Source organism: Photobacterium sp. GSS17 (genome assembly GCF_028621875.1).
GTDB lineage: Bacteria > Pseudomonadota > Gammaproteobacteria > Enterobacterales > Vibrionaceae > Photobacterium > Photobacterium ganghwense.
In genome coordinates this window covers 321,760-339,493 of record NZ_CP117518.1, presented here as the reverse complement: position 1 = coordinate 339,493, position 17,734 = coordinate 321,760, and the positions used below count along the sequence as shown (strand labels likewise).

19 protein-coding genes are annotated in these 17,734 nt (G+C 49.3%); 9 read left to right on the top strand and 10 right to left on the bottom strand.

Annotated elements, in window-relative coordinates; all coding sequences use genetic code 11:
* The first annotated feature begins 180 nt into the window (after positions 1–180).
* The 7 genes from PGW97_RS17975 to PGW97_RS17945 all read left to right on the top strand — a co-directional run bounded on the left by PGW97_RS17975 (position 181) and on the right by PGW97_RS17945 (position 7,362).
* A complete protein-coding gene (locus PGW97_RS17975) occupies positions 181–570 on the top strand; it encodes a universal stress protein (protein ID WP_273860330.1) in 390 nt (129 codons plus the stop codon).
* Positions 571–995: 425 nt separating this feature from the next.
* On the top strand, positions 996–1,346 hold the full coding sequence (locus tag PGW97_RS17970) for a GlpM family protein (protein ID WP_047884687.1): 351 nt from the start codon (positions 996–998) through the stop codon (positions 1,344–1,346).
* 219 nt (positions 1,347–1,565) lie between these two features.
* Positions 1,566–2,360 (top strand): phosphotransferase enzyme family protein, encoded by a 795-nt coding sequence (locus PGW97_RS17965; protein WP_273860329.1) that lies wholly within the window; start codon positions 1,566–1,568, stop codon positions 2,358–2,360.
* A 402-nt stretch (positions 2,361–2,762) separates the two neighbouring features.
* Complete coding sequence (locus tag PGW97_RS17960) at positions 2,763–5,438, top strand: hypothetical protein (protein ID WP_273860328.1); 2,676 nt, start codon at positions 2,763–2,765, stop codon at positions 5,436–5,438.
* A gap of 23 nt (positions 5,439–5,461) precedes the next feature.
* Complete coding sequence (locus PGW97_RS17955) at positions 5,462–5,869, top strand: hypothetical protein (protein WP_273860327.1); 408 nt, start codon at positions 5,462–5,464, stop codon at positions 5,867–5,869.
* 249 nt (positions 5,870–6,118) lie between these two features.
* Complete coding sequence (locus PGW97_RS17950) at positions 6,119–6,679, top strand: prepilin-type N-terminal cleavage/methylation domain-containing protein (protein ID WP_273860326.1); 561 nt, start codon at positions 6,119–6,121, stop codon at positions 6,677–6,679.
* Positions 6,680–7,164: 485 nt separating this feature from the next.
* Positions 7,165–7,362 (top strand): hypothetical protein, encoded by a 198-nt coding sequence (locus PGW97_RS17945; RefSeq protein ID WP_047884691.1) that lies wholly within the window; start codon positions 7,165–7,167, stop codon positions 7,360–7,362.
* Positions 7,363–7,541: 179 nt separating this feature from the next.
* Here the strand turns inward: PGW97_RS17945 and phnP are convergent, their stop codons facing one another.
* The 9 genes from phnP to phnG all read right to left on the bottom strand — a co-directional run bounded on the left by phnP (position 7,542) and on the right by phnG (position 14,956).
* Entirely contained in the window at positions 7,542–8,357 is an 816-nt protein-coding gene (phnP, locus tag PGW97_RS17940; protein WP_273860325.1) for a phosphonate metabolism protein PhnP, read from the bottom strand.
* A complete protein-coding gene (gene phnN, locus PGW97_RS17935) occupies positions 8,354–8,899 on the bottom strand; it encodes a ribose 1,5-bisphosphokinase (protein WP_273860324.1) in 546 nt (181 codons plus the stop codon). Before phnN ends, phnP begins: the two co-directional genes overlap by 4 nt.
* Before the next feature lie 49 nt (positions 8,900–8,948).
* Positions 8,949–10,079 carry an alpha-D-ribose 1-methylphosphonate 5-triphosphate diphosphatase gene (gene phnM / locus PGW97_RS17930; protein WP_273860323.1) on the bottom strand — a complete coding sequence of 377 codons (1,131 nt, stop codon included), beginning with the start codon at positions 10,077–10,079 and terminating at the stop codon, positions 8,949–8,951.
* Positions 10,080–10,175: 96 nt separating this feature from the next.
* Positions 10,176–10,865, bottom strand: a complete 690-nt coding sequence (phnL, locus tag PGW97_RS17925; RefSeq protein WP_207104219.1) for a phosphonate C-P lyase system protein PhnL — start codon at positions 10,863–10,865, stop codon at positions 10,176–10,178.
* Positions 10,866–10,876: 11 nt separating this feature from the next.
* Positions 10,877–11,659: a phosphonate C-P lyase system protein PhnK gene (phnK, locus tag PGW97_RS17920; RefSeq protein WP_047884695.1), complete on the bottom strand. Its 783-nt coding sequence runs from the start codon at positions 11,657–11,659 to the stop codon at positions 10,877–10,879.
* A gap of 2 nt (positions 11,660–11,661) precedes the next feature.
* Positions 11,662–12,615, bottom strand: a complete 954-nt coding sequence (locus PGW97_RS17915) for an alpha-D-ribose 1-methylphosphonate 5-phosphate C-P-lyase PhnJ (RefSeq protein ID WP_273860322.1) — start codon at positions 12,613–12,615, stop codon at positions 11,662–11,664.
* Positions 12,616–12,627: 12 nt separating this feature from the next.
* Entirely contained in the window at positions 12,628–13,803 is a 1,176-nt protein-coding gene (locus PGW97_RS17910; RefSeq protein ID WP_273860321.1) for a carbon-phosphorus lyase complex subunit PhnI, read from the bottom strand.
* Between the two features lie 2 nt (positions 13,804–13,805).
* Positions 13,806–14,480, bottom strand: a complete 675-nt coding sequence (gene phnH / locus PGW97_RS17905) for a phosphonate C-P lyase system protein PhnH (RefSeq protein ID WP_273860320.1) — start codon at positions 14,478–14,480, stop codon at positions 13,806–13,808.
* Positions 14,480–14,956, bottom strand: coding sequence for a phosphonate C-P lyase system protein PhnG (gene phnG, locus PGW97_RS17900; RefSeq protein ID WP_217392655.1), 477 nt, complete (start codon positions 14,954–14,956; stop codon positions 14,480–14,482). The genes phnH and phnG overlap by 1 nt, the downstream gene beginning before the upstream one ends.
* Positions 14,957–15,159: 203 nt before the next feature.
* Here phnG and PGW97_RS17895 point away from each other — a divergent pair, with 203 nt between their 5' ends.
* The gene (locus PGW97_RS17895; protein WP_273860319.1) at positions 15,160–16,167 is read left to right on the top strand and encodes a LysR substrate-binding domain-containing protein; all 1,008 of its coding nucleotides are present in this window, start codon (positions 15,160–15,162) and stop codon (positions 16,165–16,167) included.
* 132 nt (positions 16,168–16,299) lie between these two features.
* On the opposite strand, the gene PGW97_RS17890 is transcribed toward PGW97_RS17895, so the two are convergent.
* Positions 16,300–17,193, bottom strand: coding sequence for a LysR substrate-binding domain-containing protein (locus tag PGW97_RS17890; RefSeq protein ID WP_273860318.1), 894 nt, complete (start codon positions 17,191–17,193; stop codon positions 16,300–16,302).
* A gap of 148 nt (positions 17,194–17,341) precedes the next feature.
* Between PGW97_RS17890 and PGW97_RS17885 the strand changes: the two genes are divergently transcribed.
* A complete protein-coding gene (locus PGW97_RS17885) occupies positions 17,342–17,728 on the top strand; it encodes an ectoine synthase (protein ID WP_047884700.1) in 387 nt (128 codons plus the stop codon).
* The last annotated feature ends 6 nt before the right edge of the window (positions 17,729–17,734 follow it).

The window sequence follows — 17,734 nt, the reverse complement described above, 5'->3', positions numbered from 1 at the left end:
CGCCCTGTTGCCAGATTTCCCATTGTATGAACACAGAAACCGATGGGCACAATGAATACCTCTCGTAATATTCTGAAAAATAAAGTTATTTATTTTCACCGAGTCATTGACTCCACTCAAGTCAGGTTCTCCGGTGCTAGACTTTACGATAGGCACTTAGCCATTAATAGGAGGACTGGAATGAACTATCAGCATATATTAGTGGCGGTCGATCTCACGCCATCGAGCCAGGTAGTCATAGATAAAGCGATTTCATTAGCGAAAGGCACCAACTGTAAAGTTTCTTTTGTGTTTGTGGACGTAAATAGCGTTTTTATTGCCCCCAGAGAAGAACATAAAATAGAACATGAGCTGCAAGTACTGGCAAAAAAAAGTGGTTATCCGATTACAGATACTTTGGTCGTTATGGGTGACCTCCACATCAAACTCTCCGGAGTCGTTAAAAGGATGGGGATCGATCTGGTCGTGTGCGGTCATCACCATAATTTCTTGAGCCGATTATTCTCCTCCGTCCCCAAATTGGCCAATGCTGTAGAAGCTGATTTATTAGTGGTGTACCTCAAACAGTGATGACGTTAAGGCTCGATGCGCCTTAGTTCTTGGTGATTGGTGATTGGTGATTGGTGATTATGCAAGCAAAGAACTGGAAACCAACTGTCATACAACATGCTAACCGCCAAACGACAGAGAAGTTTGAATTTTCAGAAGATTCCAGCTTCTCTGCATTCTGATGTTAAAGTTCAAAACCGCCAACAGCCACCCATATAAAATCTCACCATATAAGAATTCACTGGGTTAATTATCTCAAAGCCAGAAAAGCCCTTGTCTACCCCGCAATGACCGTAATAATCCAAGCATGACCTCGCATATGAACAGTGCTCAACACCATATCAGCGGTTCAAAAACGTACGCGGGGATAAATATAAAGCGGCTATCTCATTCGAAGAGAGCATCACGTCAGGGACATTCAACAGATTTATCAGGGAGAGAAAATCGTGGTTGCATTATTTCTTAAATGCTTACTGGGCGCAGCGGCCGTGCTCCTGATTGCATTATTGTCGAAAAGCAAAAGCTTCTTCATTGCCGGGCTTGTCCCCCTGTTCCCCACTTTCGCGTTGATTGCCCATTATATTGTGGGAGTAGAACGCACCATGGAGGAGCTCAGAACGACTGCATTGTTTGGTCTTTATTCCTTGATTCCCTACGCAGCCTACCTGATAGCCGTGTATTACTTGAGTTATCGCTTTAGCTTAACCTGGACGCTATCGCTGGCAACAGTCACCTGGTTGTGCTGCGCCTTCGTTTTGCTTCTGGGATGGATGAAGCTGAATCCTGCAATGGCCTGATCATATATGGCGTTCGCTCTCATGTTTCTGGGCAGGTTTCTGGGCATGTACATAGGTATGGTGTATTTAAGTAGCAGTGACCTCATAAAAGTTGACGTCGCTCTAAACCGCAGCAAACAGTGTTTATAAACACCAACAGTTGCCTTTCTTTTGTTTAATTAAAACGACAGAATTCGTGTCTTCCAATGATGAATAGTTGAATGAACAAGGAGTGATTCATTGACCAAGCACACACCAGAGGCACTCCAGGGCGGCCGAGATGGCGTCATATTTCGTAAACATAACACTGTGATTCGACCGATGAATCCATGGTCTGACACTGTCCATTTACTGCTTACCCACCTGCATAACCAAGGTTTTCATCAATGCCCTGATGTTGTGGGGATAGATGGAAGTAATGAGGTACTCAGTTACCTTGAAGGCGATACATTCAATTACCCGCTTCGAGACGCCATTGCAACTGAAGAAGCGCTGTTTTCTGCAGCTCGGCTATTGCGGCAGCTCCATGACGCCAGTACAACATTCCTGAACGCCTATCCCGACTTTTCGTGCCAGTGGATGCTACCTGGTCGCACACCACCCGAGGTCATCTGTCATGGTGATTTCACGCCGTATAACGTGGTTTTGAAAGGCAACCAAGTGGTTGGCATTTTTGATTTCGATACTGCCCATCCCGCTCCGCGTCTGTGGGATTTAGCCTATTCGATCTATTGCTGGGCTCCCTTTAAGACCCATAAAAATGACAAAATGGGCAACTTACAGGATCAGATACAACGGGCCTTGTGCTTCTGCGACGGGTACGGTGCAGACCTTCAGCAGCGTTCACAGTTGGTTGAGACTATGATTATCCGCCTCCAAGCGCTGGTCGATTTTATGCAAGCTGAAGCAGACAGTGGCAATCCACAATTTCAGGCGCATATTGCCGAGGGGCATCATCTGAGTTATCTCGACGACATCGTGTACTTACAGCGTAATCAGCACGCCATTACCTTAGGGATTGCCCCTCATTCCTGATCCTATAACTGGACCCATTATTTTCCCGCTTATTTAGTCGGACGATTAGACGCGAGGCAGTTCGGAAATATTGCGGGCTGTTGCCAGGAATCGATTCCCTGTACAAATAAATGTTCAGCCCTGAGCGCAACATCGCTCAATAAAATCGATTTCATTCAAATATTTTCACCCCTCAGGCAAAGCATTTTTGTGACACCACTTCCATATCATGATTTTTATGAGGCAGTTTTATGCACAAAAAACATGAGCAAACGCATGATTAATTCCTGAAATCAATATGTTAAAAGTATCAGTGCATCGAAAAGCATAAACTCCCCAAACTCATCACTATCACATATAGTTACGCACTTAAAATGCAACCCGATGAATATTAAAATCACAAACTGACAATGGAGTGTTTGAATGCGTGAAAAAGCCTACCTTGCGGCTTGCCTGTTTATGTTGTCGGCCTGTGGCGGTGATGATGCGAAATCCTCTCCTACAGACAACAAGCCCAATATCTACGCTGGTGCAGACGTGTCTGCTTACGGCAAAAAATCTGTTCAGTTAACACCGACGTTTTCAACTGACGTTAGCAACCTCTCCTCCGTCAGGTGGACTCAGGCTGAAAGCGACCCACTGCAAGTTTCCATCAAGACTGACAGCGAGAATAATGCCTCCTTTATCGCCCCGGATATCTACGACAAGGTTACGTTGCACTTTACGGTGACCGCTGCATTTTCCGACGGAACAAGCAGCAGCGACGACATTGAGGTGACACTGATCCCGGCTGAGCATTCGCTGTCACTGGCTCTGCAAGGGTTAGGGCAAAGCATTAAAATAACGGATCAACACCTGGTCGTGATTGGCGGCTCTGTGACTTCAGATCATCCGCTTAAATCCATTAAGGTCATTAACATGACCACAGGTATCACTTATGACGCCGGTATTGCAGATAGCTGGCAAGCAGAAATCGCTCTAACAGAAGGTGATAATACCATCGATATCTCAGCGATCTCTGACGACGATACATCCCTTTCCATCTCCACAGACATCACTTATTACCCGAACATTGATTTTATTACGCCCCTACAGTTTGATACGACCACTCTTTACTTAGGGCAAGATCCGAAATCTGTCATTGTCACGATTGGTACGAATAATCCGAACAACCCGACCATTACGTTGGTCGATAGCGCCAATAAGGAGATTGCGACTCTTTCTGACGATGGTGTTTTACCCGATGAAATCCAGGGTGACGGTATCTTTACTGCGAAATTTGACGCACAAGCGACGAATGTTGGCAGCATCTGTTATCGCGCCAAACTGACGGACACAAACGCTGTCAGCTACCAATCTGAAAAGCTGTGCCTCTGGGGTGCTGACAGCTATGATAATGCGGATGTAACCAGTGCAGTCATGTTGGCAGATTCCGTCAAACTGCTAATTGATAACAGCCTTGAAGCCGGCAGTGATGTCAAAGCCGCCGCACAAGCCGCTTATGAAAAAATGCAGACCAACCCGGCGATTGGAGCTTCGGGCTTATCGCCTGACAGCGGGTTGTGGTGGGTCGATGACAAAGGGATATTGGGCCTGTACCATCCGGTGATTGCCGGCTCAAAATCCGGGGTGGAGCTTCGCAGAAATGAGGGACAACCTCCGGTTTTGAAGGCCACTTTCACCACACAATATTACAGCTATGACGATCAGGCACGTCACAGCCAATCCGTTACAGCAATTCATACCGGTATCAACCAATCTAAGAGCGCTATCTCTGGCTTAAAAGCGGCAGAAGATAACCGGATAAAAAGCTCCCGTGCCGTCATTGTCAGCCCTTTCATCAATAACCCGAATGTCAGTCCAGCCAATAACTTTGGCTCTACTGATGATTACCATTCAGTGTGGCAAACATTGAAATCTGCAAATTCCTGCCAGTTATCTGCGGATAAAGAGCTGATCAACGATGGGACTGTCAACGTAACCCTGGACAGCTACAAAGATTTCAGCCTGTATGGATATATTCACCTTTCCACGCATGGGGACAATTATTACAACGGCCTACTCAGCTTATGGAAAGATGAATGGGGCCCAAATGATTTTCTGAAAGGTGCACTCTCACTGGTCGCTATTTATACCGGTATTGCGTTGCCGCAAAATGACGACGGTTCTTATAACATCAGCGGATATGAAGAAGACCTGCACATGAAGCGACTGGCTATTGGCCCTGGTGGCTTGCTGGTTATACTGCCGTCTTTCTTTGATCATTATTTAACGACATTGCCAAATAGCTTGGTGGCACTGTCAGCTTGTCGATCTATGCATAACAACTCCCTGGCCAATGTCCTTATGGCAAAAGGGGCCGGAGCCATTCTTGGATACGATGACTACGTGTTATCTACTTACGCCCAAAACACCACAAATACCATTTTGCAGGAAATGCTAAACAATGATTCTACCTTCGGCGAAGCAGTGACGGTGGCCAAATCCACATACGGTGCCAGCGACGGCAGCGCAACGGATGCCAAGCTTGTCACTACGGGCGCAGATAACCTGAAACTGCCGTACGGCTCGCTCACTAACCTGGACTTTGAAGACGGTGTGCTTGGCGTATGGTCTAAAGACGGCGATGGCAGGGTCGTGACACAGTTAGGCGTGACGAAACCCACTGGCGGCAGTTTTATGGGCATTGTGTCAACCGGACTGGGTTTCACCACCACATCAGGGACCATCGAACAAACAGCCTGTCTGGCATCAAGCGCAAAAACGCTGCGGTTTAACTGGAAAATGTTCTCTGAAGAATTCCGTGAATACTGTCATACCGAGTATGATGATTCCTTCAGCGTTACCGTATGCAATGAAGATTCCACGACATGTAAAAGCTTCAAAACCAGTGTAAACCAGCTTTGCACCGAAGGCGGGCTGCTTCCTTCTGACATCCACTTTGATCAAGGGGATGTTTATAAAACAGAATGGAAGAATGAATCTATCGATATATCGGAACTGGCAGGTCAGCGCGTCACACTGTCGGTTTACTCTTCCGATAAAGGTGACAGTATTTACGATACCGCCATACTGGTTGATGACATCACGGTCGAATAATCACTGACGCCAAGGAGCATCATATGAAAAAAAGACACGCTTTTCTGCACTGGTTTATTCCGGGTTGGGTCTGTTCGCTGGTAGCCTGCAGCGCAGAAGAACGTCTCCTTTTTGAAGATGATGTTCTGGGTAGCGTGTATTTAATTTCGCAATCCCAGGGTTGTCAGCTATCGCATGAATCGTTAAAAGAGAAGCTGACAATCCTTATCAACAGTGCCGAGAAGGATCTTGCGCCATTAAAAACCATTTTTCACCCTACCCATCCCTTTGTGCTGGAAAACAGCCAGCCACCTTTGCTAAAAATACAGCAAACAGCCACAACAGGCTGGCAGGTTTCTCTGACGGACTCCGCTTCCTGGCTGTTTCGCTTTGACCATGACACAGTGACGGCCTACGAATATCCTCAGAGTCTCAAAATTAGCTGTGAGTAATGGTTTTTCCGCCTTAATTTCGAACTGAGTCCATATACCTAACCTCCTTCGCACTATTGATATTTAACACTAAAGAGATATTACTATCCCAGTGACAAATACCTTTAGAGCATTATCAGAGGCGGATTCCATCTTAATATTGTTCTACCTTCACATTTTTGCTCTCCGTTCCAAAATTGCGTTGACGGCACACCCTTCCGCCATTAAATTGACGCAAGTAGAATAATTACTCGACGGAACGCCAACAACATGAATAGAAATGGTTTTACCCTGATTGAACTGGTAGTCGTGATTGTCATTCTGGGTATTATTGCCGTAACAGCCGCCCCTCGATTTCTCAATGTGCAGAATGATGCCCGAAATGCGGCCCTGGAGGGTCTTAAAGGTGCCATTCACGCAGGTCTTAGCGTGGGTTACGGTAAAATGGCCGTTGCTGGGCTGGAAAGTGTCGCATATATCACGAATAAAGCGACTGATGACGGTAACTATAAGGCAGAATCAATTCCAATTCCTGGTTGTGAAAAAGGCGGAGCTGAGCGCTGTATTTTCCGATATGGCTATCCGGAATCAGATTTTTACACACTAACAACGCTCGTTGATGGTATTAATAAACACTATTATCAGGATAAAGATTGGGGCATTACTCGGATTGATAATGACGACGCACTCATTATTACAGAAAAGAACAATCTGGATTATGCTGCTCAGCAACGTCCCCCGCTGATGATTCGTGATAACTGCTACATCCGTTATCAGCACCCGGAAAGTGCTAATGCAGGCTACACATTGGAAATTATTCCTTGCGAATAATACCGGCTGAGCCCAATCACTGTTCGTATGCGCTAAACAGATAAACATGAAAACGGCGACCTTACTGGTCGCCGTCTTTTTTAGAGCTTGGCTCACGCACGCAATCTAGCCTGACTAGGCCAAGTCTGCCGCAAAGGGTTTGCCGCCAAGTGTTTCCCGATCAGCGAATGGTAAAAGTCATTATCAGGCCCCCCTTCAAGGCGTTCTTTCGTTCCGAGTAATACCGGTTGTCCGGTTCGGTAGCGAATTTCCAACGCATCGCGCAAAGAGACATGTTGTTAAAAACATATACCCACGAGAGCAACCATTCCCTAAGTACCTAAAGTATGAGGATCCGGTTGGTTTTAGGTTTGAATTTAAGGTATTTTCCAAGTTTGCTTATCAGGCTGACGTTTTTGCCTATGCTATCAAATGCAATATATTGATCAGACCTAATAAAAAGCCTTATTGTTGCTATCCATGATAGCCATAATGTGAAGTGAACTATGAACAGAAAAGTTATCGATTTCGCGGTTATCTTTTTAGCCGTCTTTCTGGCAATTACCCTGAAGAATTATCTCGTTAATATGTTCTTCGAACAGCAGCAGATCTCTTTCCTGCTGGATACCCTGCTGCTTATCGTTGTCTATCTGCCGATTCTCCTGATCCTGCGAACCATAGGCAAAAAAATAGCGCCAAAATAGAGAAATAAAGCCTTCAGATAAACAATATCTCTGTAGGATAAGATCTGCCCAGTCAGAAGTGTGCGCTGCCTGGGCAGTGACAAATTGTAATATCCGATAAATACCTGTCTCTGACTCTGATGTTCAGGTGCGTCCCTTTCCCAATCAGTTCAGAACATATCGGTTTAGAACATGTCTGATTAGATCACAGAACAGATACCGGATTGATTATCAGATTGTAACGTCACACACAGTCCATCTTGAGCCAGAAACAGGTTTTCACTGAAACAATCAGGCTGGCTAATCGCCCAGTTTTCCAGCTCATGTCCGATGTGAATCAGCCCAACTTTTACAGGCTGGCACTCTTTTTTAATCGCCAGTATTTGTTCGACGGTACTATGATTTCTCACCGCACCATCGCCCCGAAATGCCTGCGGCGGATACCCACAATCAATAAACAGCCATTCTACCGGATTCATTTTCAGCCAGTTTTGAGCCGGTTCGCTTAGCCCAAATGTATCAGTCAGATAGGCCAGTCGTCGTCCCTGCCATTCAAAGACATAACCCAGGCATGGCTTGGAATGATTCAAAGGCAGTGTGGTGATACGGATGCCTTCCCATTCAAAAGTCTCAAACGGTTTAAATGGCGGCTGAAAGGCCAATAAACCGGGATGTTTGTAGAGGTCGTCACACCCCAGTGAGTCATGGGGGCCATTGACCGGAATGCGCTCTTCCTGTGTGCGGAAAAAGCCAAACCTAAGGTCAAACAAGCTGTGTACATGATCCATGTGATAGTGAGTCAGCAAGATTCTATCAATCGACTTTGGCGGAAAACGTTCCAGTAAATTCGGTAAATTGGCGTCAATAAGCAGCGTTTTGCCATTGTTCTGCACCATCGCCGAGGTTTTGTTACGACGATACTTCGGTTCATCCATCGCCCGGCGGCAAGCGGTACACTCACAACCGTACACCGGCAACATCGCGCTGTTACCTGTCCCTAAAAGTGTAAATTTCATATCAGCTGTTCTGCTACCTGAGTAAACTGATTCACAGTCTGACGGAGTGAGCCACTGTTATCCAGCACGATACTGTTTTCCGGACAAGCTCCCAGAAAAGCTTTTGCCCTAGCCAGCCGCTGCTGAATCATGGCATCGTTTTCACGGCCTCGAGCCTGAAGTCGCTGTGCCAGTACCGCCTCTGGTACATAAATCACGACCGGCACCAGTTGCTTACCGTATTTTTCCAGCGCCTGAGGCAGATATTCCCGCGACCCGTTGACCATCACATTGATACCTTTCGTCAGCCAGTCATCGACTTCAGCGCCTATACCGTACTGAAATCCGTTGGCTTCCCAGTCCATGGCAAACAGTGCCATGGACTTACGCACCTCGAATTCCTCCGGCGTCAGTTCAATGTAGTTTTCTCCCCCGGCATGTGCCGGCCGGGTAATATAACGATGGGCCACCAGCAGACTTTCTGGTTGCTGTACCCGAATCAAACTCATCACGCTGTCTTTACCGGCACCTGACGGACCCGTCACATAAAATAACTTTGCCATTATTTTCCACTCTTATAATTAGCAAATAGACTGTCGCGGAATAATAAAATCAGTATATCTGCTGGCCGTTTTTATAGACTTGCTTAACCATAGGAAATCCCTGATCCAGTTCAACACGCACGACGTCAGCCATCCGGCCTGCCTCCAGCTGACCACGGTCCCGCATACCCAGCGCTTCTGCCGGATTGGCCGTAACCAGTGCAATAGCACCTGCAAGATCGTAGCCATTTTCCAAGTCTGCAATCTGGAAGGCCGCCTGAAGCAAGCTTGCCGGATAATAGTCGGATGAAAGAATATCCAGCACTCCCAGCTCTGCCAGTTTGTAGGCAGCAATATTGCCGGAATGCGAACCACCACGCACAACATTTGGCGCGCCCATCAGCACCTTCAGCCCCTGTTGATGGGATGTCCGGGCGGCGTCCAGCGTGGTCGGAAACTCGGCCACCACCATACCGTCCTGTTTAGACTCCATCACGTGGCTATCGAGGCCATCGTCATGGGAGGCCATCGGTACCCCCGCCTCACGGCATTTTGCTACGATAGCTTGGCGATTGACCGCCGAATACAGACGCGCGCTTTCCGTTTGCTCAGCTTCAAATTTTGCCATCGTGCTGTCATCCCAGCCGTATTTCTTCTGATAGTAGGCACGGTATTGAGCTAAGGTGGCAAACTGACGCTGACCCGGAGAATGATCCATGATCGACACCAGTTTCACGATGTCCGGATCAAACAAGGATTCGAACAGCTCGACGGTACTGACATTCGGCACTTCACAGCGCAAATGCAGCAAGTGATCGACCCGGCAACGGTAGTCTGCGGCATGTTTTACTGCCTCCACCATGCGCGACAGGTTGGCCAGTCGGGTGCCGCCATCATTCACATAACCCACAGTCACCGCATCCAATACTGTGGTGATGCCACTGGCTACACACACAGCATCGAATGACGTTAATGCTGAGCGCGCCGGCCATTCAGCATTCGGACGTGGGTTGAAGAACTTCTCCATATGATCCGTATGCAGTTCGACCAGACCGGGGATAAGATAATCCCCCCGGCAGTCGATGGCCTCGTCACGTTCACACCGCCCCGCTTCAATGCGGGAAATCTTGCCGTCTTCAATATACAGCGTGCCATCCATTACTTCGTTGAGCAGAACCAGTTTTGCGTTTGTCAGAATCATCACTTAGTACACCTGAGTCTCAATTTGTCTAGTCGCTGTTTTTCGCAATGTGTTTGTATAAAAACCAATCTATATCAATACATTAAATTCGAATCATTACTTGCCGGCTGACAGGGTATGAAGGCGATCGGCCACCGCGTCACGGGCGTAAGGGTCATGGAAAATGCCCACAATGGCAGCGCCGCGTTGTTTGGCCTGATGAATCAAATCAATCACCACATCGCTGTTTTGTTTATCCAGTGACGCGGTCGGCTCATCGAGCAATAGAATCGGGTAGTCCAGCATAAAACCCCGGGCAATGTTGACTCGTTGCTGCTCCCCGCCGGAAAAAGTCGCCGGCGCCAGCTGCCAGAGGTGTTCTGGAACATTTAAACGAGTCAGCAATTGAGCGGCTTTTTCATAACAAGTCGTCGGGCACACGCCGGTATTCAGCAGTGGCTCCATCACCACATCAATTGCTGACACACGTGGAATAACCGACAGAAACTGACTGACATACCCCATCGTTTGCTGCCGCAGGCGGACAATCTGACGCGGTGAAGCCTGTGCCAGATCTACCCAGTCGGTTTCGCCCCGGCCATAGCGTATTTCAATCGCGCCGTTGTCGATTTTGTAGTTACCGTACAGCGAGCGCAGCAAGGTGCTTTTTCCCGATCCCGAATGACCGTGCAAAATAACGCACTCACCACTGTTTACAATCAGGTTAGCCCCTTGCAGCACAGGCAGTTTCACACCATTTTGGTTATGCAGAATAAAGGTTTTACAGACATTGCTGGCTTTGATCATTTCCATCTCGGTTACCTCACGATCGATGAAACAAGAAGCTGGGTATAGGCGTGTTGCGGATCGTCAAGGATCTGATCAGTCAGCCCCTGCTCTACCACTTCGCTGCGGCGCATCACCAGCAGGCGATCAGCCAGCAGCCGTGCCACTCCCAAATCGTGGGTAACAAAAATCACCGCAATATTCAGCTCCATCACCAGACGGCGCAGCAAATCCAGGAATTTAGCCTGCACCGAGACATCCAGTCCGCCGGTCGGCTCATCCATAAACACCAGACGCGGACGAGTCACCAAATTACGGGCAATCTGCAGGCGCTGCTGCATGCCGCCGGAAAACTGTTTAGGCTTGTCGTCAATACGATCGGCTGCCAGCTCAACGGCTTCCATCCAGGTCAGACTTTCGTCACGAATATTGCCGTAATGACGTTCACCAATGGCCATCAGGCGCTCTCCGATGTTGCCACCAGCTGAAATGTTCATGCGCAAACCATCTTGCGGATGCTGATGCACTACCCCCCACTCAGTGCGCAGCAATTTACGCTGCTCACTGACCGGCATTTCAAACAAAGAATGCAGCTTGGCTGCGCGGTCGATATACAGAACCTCGCCACCATCAGCGGCAATTTGCCCTGAAAGCAGCTTTAGCAACGTCGATTTACCCGAACCGGACTCACCGACAATACCCAGCACCTCACCGGCAAACAGATCAAAGTTAATGTTCTGGCAGCCTTTGTTTTCGGCATACAACCGGGTGACATTGTTCACCTGCAAAAGCGGTTTTTCATCAAGAAGTATCATACTTACTCACTCCCAGCCTGATTGTGTGACGGACTGTGTCGATGGGCGACTTGGACTGGCTGTTCAGGCCTGTCTGTGCTGATCTGGTGGCCCTGAAACGTCACGAAGTCCACCTCCGCTTTGCCTTGTTGAGCCAAACTCTGACGGCAGTAATCGGTATCTGAGCAGATAAAAGTACGGTTTCCCGCTTCATCCACCACCACTTCATCCAGGAAGCTGTTTCCAGAGCCGCAAATCGCACAGGATTCTTCCCACTGCTGCACCTCGAACGGGTGGTCGTCAAAGTCCAGACTCTCAACCTTGGTGTAAGGCGGAATCGCATAAATGCGTTTCTCGCGTCCCGCACCGAACAGTTGCAGTGCCGGACTCATGTGCATTTTCGGGTTGTCAAATTTCGGGATGGGCGACGGACTGGTCAGATAGCGTCCATTAACGATAACCGGATAGTCGTAACTGGTCGCGATCTGGCCATATCGTGCAATATCTTCATATAATTTCACGTGCATCACGCCATATTCCTCTAAGGCGTGCATGGTGCGTGTTTCAACCTCGCTCGGCTCGATGTATCGCATCGGCTCTGGAATCGGCACCTGATAAATCAGGATCTGATTTTCCGCCAGCGGCGTTTCCGGAATACGGTGCCGGGTCTGGATCAGTGTCGCTTCTGAGGTCACTTCCGTGGTGTTAGCCTCCGCCACTTTGCGGAAAAACTGGCGGATACTCACTGCATTCGTGGTGTCATCCGCTCCCTGATCAATCACTTTCAGGGTATCGTCCAGGCCAATCAACGCGGCCGTGAGCTGAATTCCGCCGGTTCCCCAGCCGTAAGGCATCGGCATTTCCCGCCCCCCGAAAGGCACCTGATAGCCGGGAATGGCAATGGCTTTGAGCAGCGTGCGGCGAATCATGCGCTTGGTGGACTCATCCAGATAGCCGTAGTTATAGGTTTGATTCATGGTGCCCGATCCTTATTTCGCTGCCCGCATCTGACGCAGCATATGCAGTTCTGACTGGAAATCCACGTAGTGCGGCAGGCGGAAGTGAGAAACAAATCCGACCGCATCCACGATGTCGCTGTGATACAGAATGAATTCCGGATCCTGTGCCGGAGAGCTTTGCTCTTCGCCGTATTCCTCGGCCTGCAAGGCACGATCAATCAACGCGACGGCCATGGCTTTGGTTTCGGCACGGCCAAAGGTCAGCCCGTAACCTCGGGTAAACTGAGGTGTTCGCTGAGCCGGAGAATAACCGTTGATCATCTGGCATTCAGTCAACTGAAGTTCGCCAATGCAGATCTCAAATCCCAGCTCTTCCGGTTCAAACCGGATTTCTGTCTGTCCGGTGCGCATTTCGCCGCAAAACGGGTGTGAATCGCCGTAACCACGGATGATGGAATAGGCAATACCTATCAGGAAACCCTCGTCACCTCGGATCAGGTTTTGCAGACGCGTCGGGCGCGTTGCCGGAAAAGCCAGCGGTGATTCGGTCAAATCATAAGGTTCTGCACCACTGTCATGCTCTTCCACCAGCAAACCCGCTTTGGCGATCCAATCAAAGGCATTGCCGCAGGTTAACGAGTCGGCTTCAACATGTTCTGTCGGTTCGCTTACCGGTTGCTTGCTGTCCTGATATTGGCTCTCCTGACACTGGCTTTCCTGAAACTGGCTGTCCTGATTGCGGTTCTGTTTACCGCCCTTGGCTTCTGTCGCTGCCAAATTAGCTGCCACCTCAGGGCAGCCCGCCAGTAGTGAGAAATCCAGCAAACGGTGGGTGTAGTCATACGTCGGCCCCAGAATCTGCCCGCCTGGCAGGTCTTTGAATGTCGCCGACACCCGACGCTCAACCTGCATCGTCGCCGTATCAACCGGGTTTGCGATGCCAAATCGCGGTAACGTCGTGCGAAAGGCACGCAACAGGAAAATCGCCTCAATCAAATCGCCACTGGCCTGCTTAAATGCCAACCCTGCCAGTTCGCGATCATAAATCCCCCCTTCATTCATGATGCGGTCTACCACCAGCGGCAATTGCCCGGCAATTTGTGCCACAGACAGCCCGGCAACCGTAGTGTCCCCCCGGCGTTTTTTCGCCAGCAAGTCGTGCGCGGCATTGATGGCGGTTTCACCGCCTTTTACTGCAACGTACATACTCAGGCCTCCTTCACTTCGGCGGTACGGGGTAACGCCATCACTTTGTTCCGGGTGATGAACACCATATCCAGCCCGGCAGGGAACACATGCTGACGGTTGGTAAGATAATCCAGCGCGCTGGGATGCAGTCCAGTAACCCGAACCCGGGTTTCGGTGGCGATTCCCGGCCCAGACAGTAATAAGGTCACCGGGTGTTCAGCTCCCCTTTTAATCTCTTGACCAGCATCTTGTGACGAAACAGTCGTCTGCCCATCGGTTGCTGCCAGAGTGTTCTCCAGCTGCTCAACCTCAATCAGTAGCGTGGTGCTGTGATGCGGGTTTTCATTGGTGCCACCATTAAACAACAGCCCGTTAAATGGCTGATGACCGTCAAGTAACGCAAACTCTGCCTGCGCAGGCAGACTGTGATACTGCGTATTGCACTGACAGTGAAAAGCGATATTGCGCATGATAGTTTCATGACGGAATGATTCCGCCAGATACAGTGAAGATTTGGCGTCTAATAGCGTCAGCAGCACACCAAAACTGGCAGGATGCATGCCATCGAGCGGCACACAATATGGCAGGCTGGCAATCGTACCCGGACGCGCCATGGCATCCATCAGGACACGAAAGTTCTGTTGACTGTCAAATACCGGCGATGAAAGACCGGCAATCAGTTGAGCTGGTGCCATCAGTCATCCTCCCCACGGACTAAGGTGAAAAAATCCACCTTGGTTTTCAGGGTGTCTGAAGTGGCAGCCGCGCGTTTCGCCTGCTGAGTGGCGACCAATGGCTGCAAAATCTGATCGTCTGTCGCGGCAGCCCGTTCACTTTGCATTAAGGCGTCCACCACAGCGGCGATGTCGGCATGAGTTTTGTCGCGACCCTGAATGTAGGCGAAGCCATTCAGCCCGCTCTCCAGCACAACCGACGCGCGGGTAACGGTCATATCGCCCATATTGAAGCGATCACCGGTATTACCCAGACGGCCACGCACCTGCACCAGCCCGCTTTCGGTCGGACGCAGATAAGAAAAATCGGGTTTGTCGGGAAACTGAGTCCAAAGTTGCTGTAACTGTTCACCGCTGGCCAGCGCCAGCGTTTTCATCCAACGCTGTCTGTCCTGGCGACTAAAAGCCGGGGCAGACATAGGTTCCGGAGTTGTCATGCTAGGTTCCTGAGATAACCAATTGATAGTTTCACTTTACCCATCAGCGACACTCAGAAATATCGAGAAGAACTTCCGCTTTACCTTAGTTTTTCTTAGTGAAAACCGGCGTTTTTACCGTCAGAGAAAACACAATTGTCACAATCTTCAGTTAGAAACAATCTTCAGTTAGAAAAGGTTATCTAAAAAGAATGAGATAGATTGTGAAAAAGAACCGTCGCCTGCCCCCGCTCAATGCTCTCAAGGCATTTGAAGCTACCGCCAGACACCAGAGTATTACCAAAGCAGCCGAGGAGTTGTGCGTCACGCAAGCCGCAGTCAGCCAGCAGGTCAAATTACTCGAAGCGCATCTTGAGCGGCAACTGCTGCACCGAAATGGTCGGCATATCCGTCTGACTGATGAAGGTCGCCAGTATCTGCCGGTTCTAAACACCGCGTTTGACGCTCTGGCGGCTCAGACTCACGAGCTGTTTGGCCGCGGCAATACCACGGTGTTGCGCCTGCGCTGTACTTACAGTTTTGCCCAATGCTGGCTGACACCAAGGCTGGGCGATTTTGTCCGGCAATATCCGACAATTCGGTTGCGGGTAATACCGTCAAATACACCGGTGCCGGAAACCGACCACAATGAGCCTGATTTAGAAATTCTTAATGGCTATGGCAATTGGCTGAATAAACAAGTCGAGCAAATCACGGAAGATGAGTGGGTTGTGGTCGCCAGCAATACCCTGCTTACCCATTACCCGATGCCGGCCCCTTTGGGGCAGTTTGCCCAGTATCCGAAAATTGCCTCGATAGGCTATCGGGAAAGCTGGCAAGACTGGTTCTCGCTCGCAGCCGAAACTGGCGACAGTACTGGCAGGAAAACAAACGTCACACAAAGTGAAGCAGATGCTGTGGATCATACACACGCCGTTGAATTCGATGGCCAGTTGACTCCGCCACAACTGGAAGCCTTCAGCACATCGCTAGCCATTCAAATGGCTGAATCCGGAGCGGGTTTTCTGCTGGTAAAACGCATTCTGGTGCAGTCTTCACTGGATGCCGGGAGGCTGCGCATTGTTCACCCGGTCACTATGCCTAGTCGCGGTCATCACTACCTGCTGACCAAAAATAGCAATCCGGATCAGGTTGCGATCAAGCTGTTCAAGCAATGGCTGTACCGTAAACTGACGACGCATGATAAAGCGCAAAATGACGCTCTGGCGTGAATCGCACCTTAGGTCAGTGAGAATCTGTCAGCGAGAAACGTCTCTCCCGTCAGCCAGTTCATGCAAACAAGTTAGGCTACGGGTGAGAAGCGGATTCTGAGGCCTGATTTGAAAACAGGGTAAGTGGGCTAATTACTCGGATAACGACATGGAATCAACGGTAGCCTGAGCCAGTTCCAGAATCCAGTCCGTAAAAACGTGCTCCCCTTCGTCACGAGCGCCATTCATACGTAAGTAATACTGGCGCTGTCGGTTTCCGGCCAAAGGCGAGAGCTGTACCAGTTCCCCCGAATCCAACTCTTTGGCGATCAGCGCTTTAGGGCATAAGGCGATACCATTGTTGTTCATCGCCGCGATACGCATCATATTGAAATCGCTAAACACTGTCCCGCGATTTACTTTCGACACACCCGCAGCAGGCTGGCTGGCGTATCGGTCATACCAACGCTGCCACGCCTGTGAGTCACCGTCATGCAGGAGCTCATACTGATTCAACTGGTCTGGCGAAAAGTGGCTAATCTTCGCCGCATATCCCCGGCCACAGACCGGCACGGTCGAACCACTGAACAAGACACGTTCGGAGTCCGCCAGCGCGTTATCGGTAAAACCCAACACAATATCTGCGTGATAATCCCGCCCTGACAACTGGTAGTGCAGTTCCAGTTCTATCTGGGGAAAACGGTCTTTGAAGGCATGTATATTGGGCAGCAAAAAACAGGTAGCCAGTGATGGCAGGCTGTAAATCACCAGTTTATTCCTGACCGGACGCTTCCTATTGTCTGCAACTGCCGCGCGCAACTGGGCAAAAGGGTCAGTCAGCTGCGCCGCAAACTTGATCCCGTCTTCGGTTAAGGTCACCCGGTTTTGCTTGCGGTAAACCAGCTTTTTACCCATCCATTGCTCTAAGCCTTTGATTTGACTAATCACTGCCGCATGAGTCACGAACATCTCTTTAGCCGCCTCAGAGTAACTGCCCAAACGCGCCACAGCTTCAAAGTAATAAATTGATTTCAAAGGCATTTTCATAGTCAGCATCTTTCAGGTGTAAGTTTTTCTTACATTCTATGTGAGATTTAATGAGTTGTTAACCAATAAGCAACAAACCTATCATTCAGGGACTCTGATTAGCGCTAACAGAGATTTCGATGAACGTGTTTTTTTGAAGGATATTTTTATGTTTATCAGATCGTTGAATGATGTCGAAGGCTCTGAGCATTACGTGAACTGGGGCAATGGTACGAGCCATCGCCTGCTTACACTTGCGGACAAGATGGGCTTTACCGTGTGCCACACCGTTGTGACCCGTGGCACTGAGTCGCTGCTTGAGTACAAAAACCATCTGGAAGCCTGCTACTGCATTGGTGGCGAGGGCGAAGTTGAAACCATGGCTGGCGAGCGATTCCGCATTGTTCCGGGAACCATTTATGTTCTTGATGAGCATGACAAACACTATCTACGTGCCAGTGAAGACAAAGATCTGATTCTGGTCAGCGTGTTCAATCCCCCATTGAAGGGAACGGAAACCCACAACCTAAATAACGGCGATTCATCCGCTTACTAATAACGA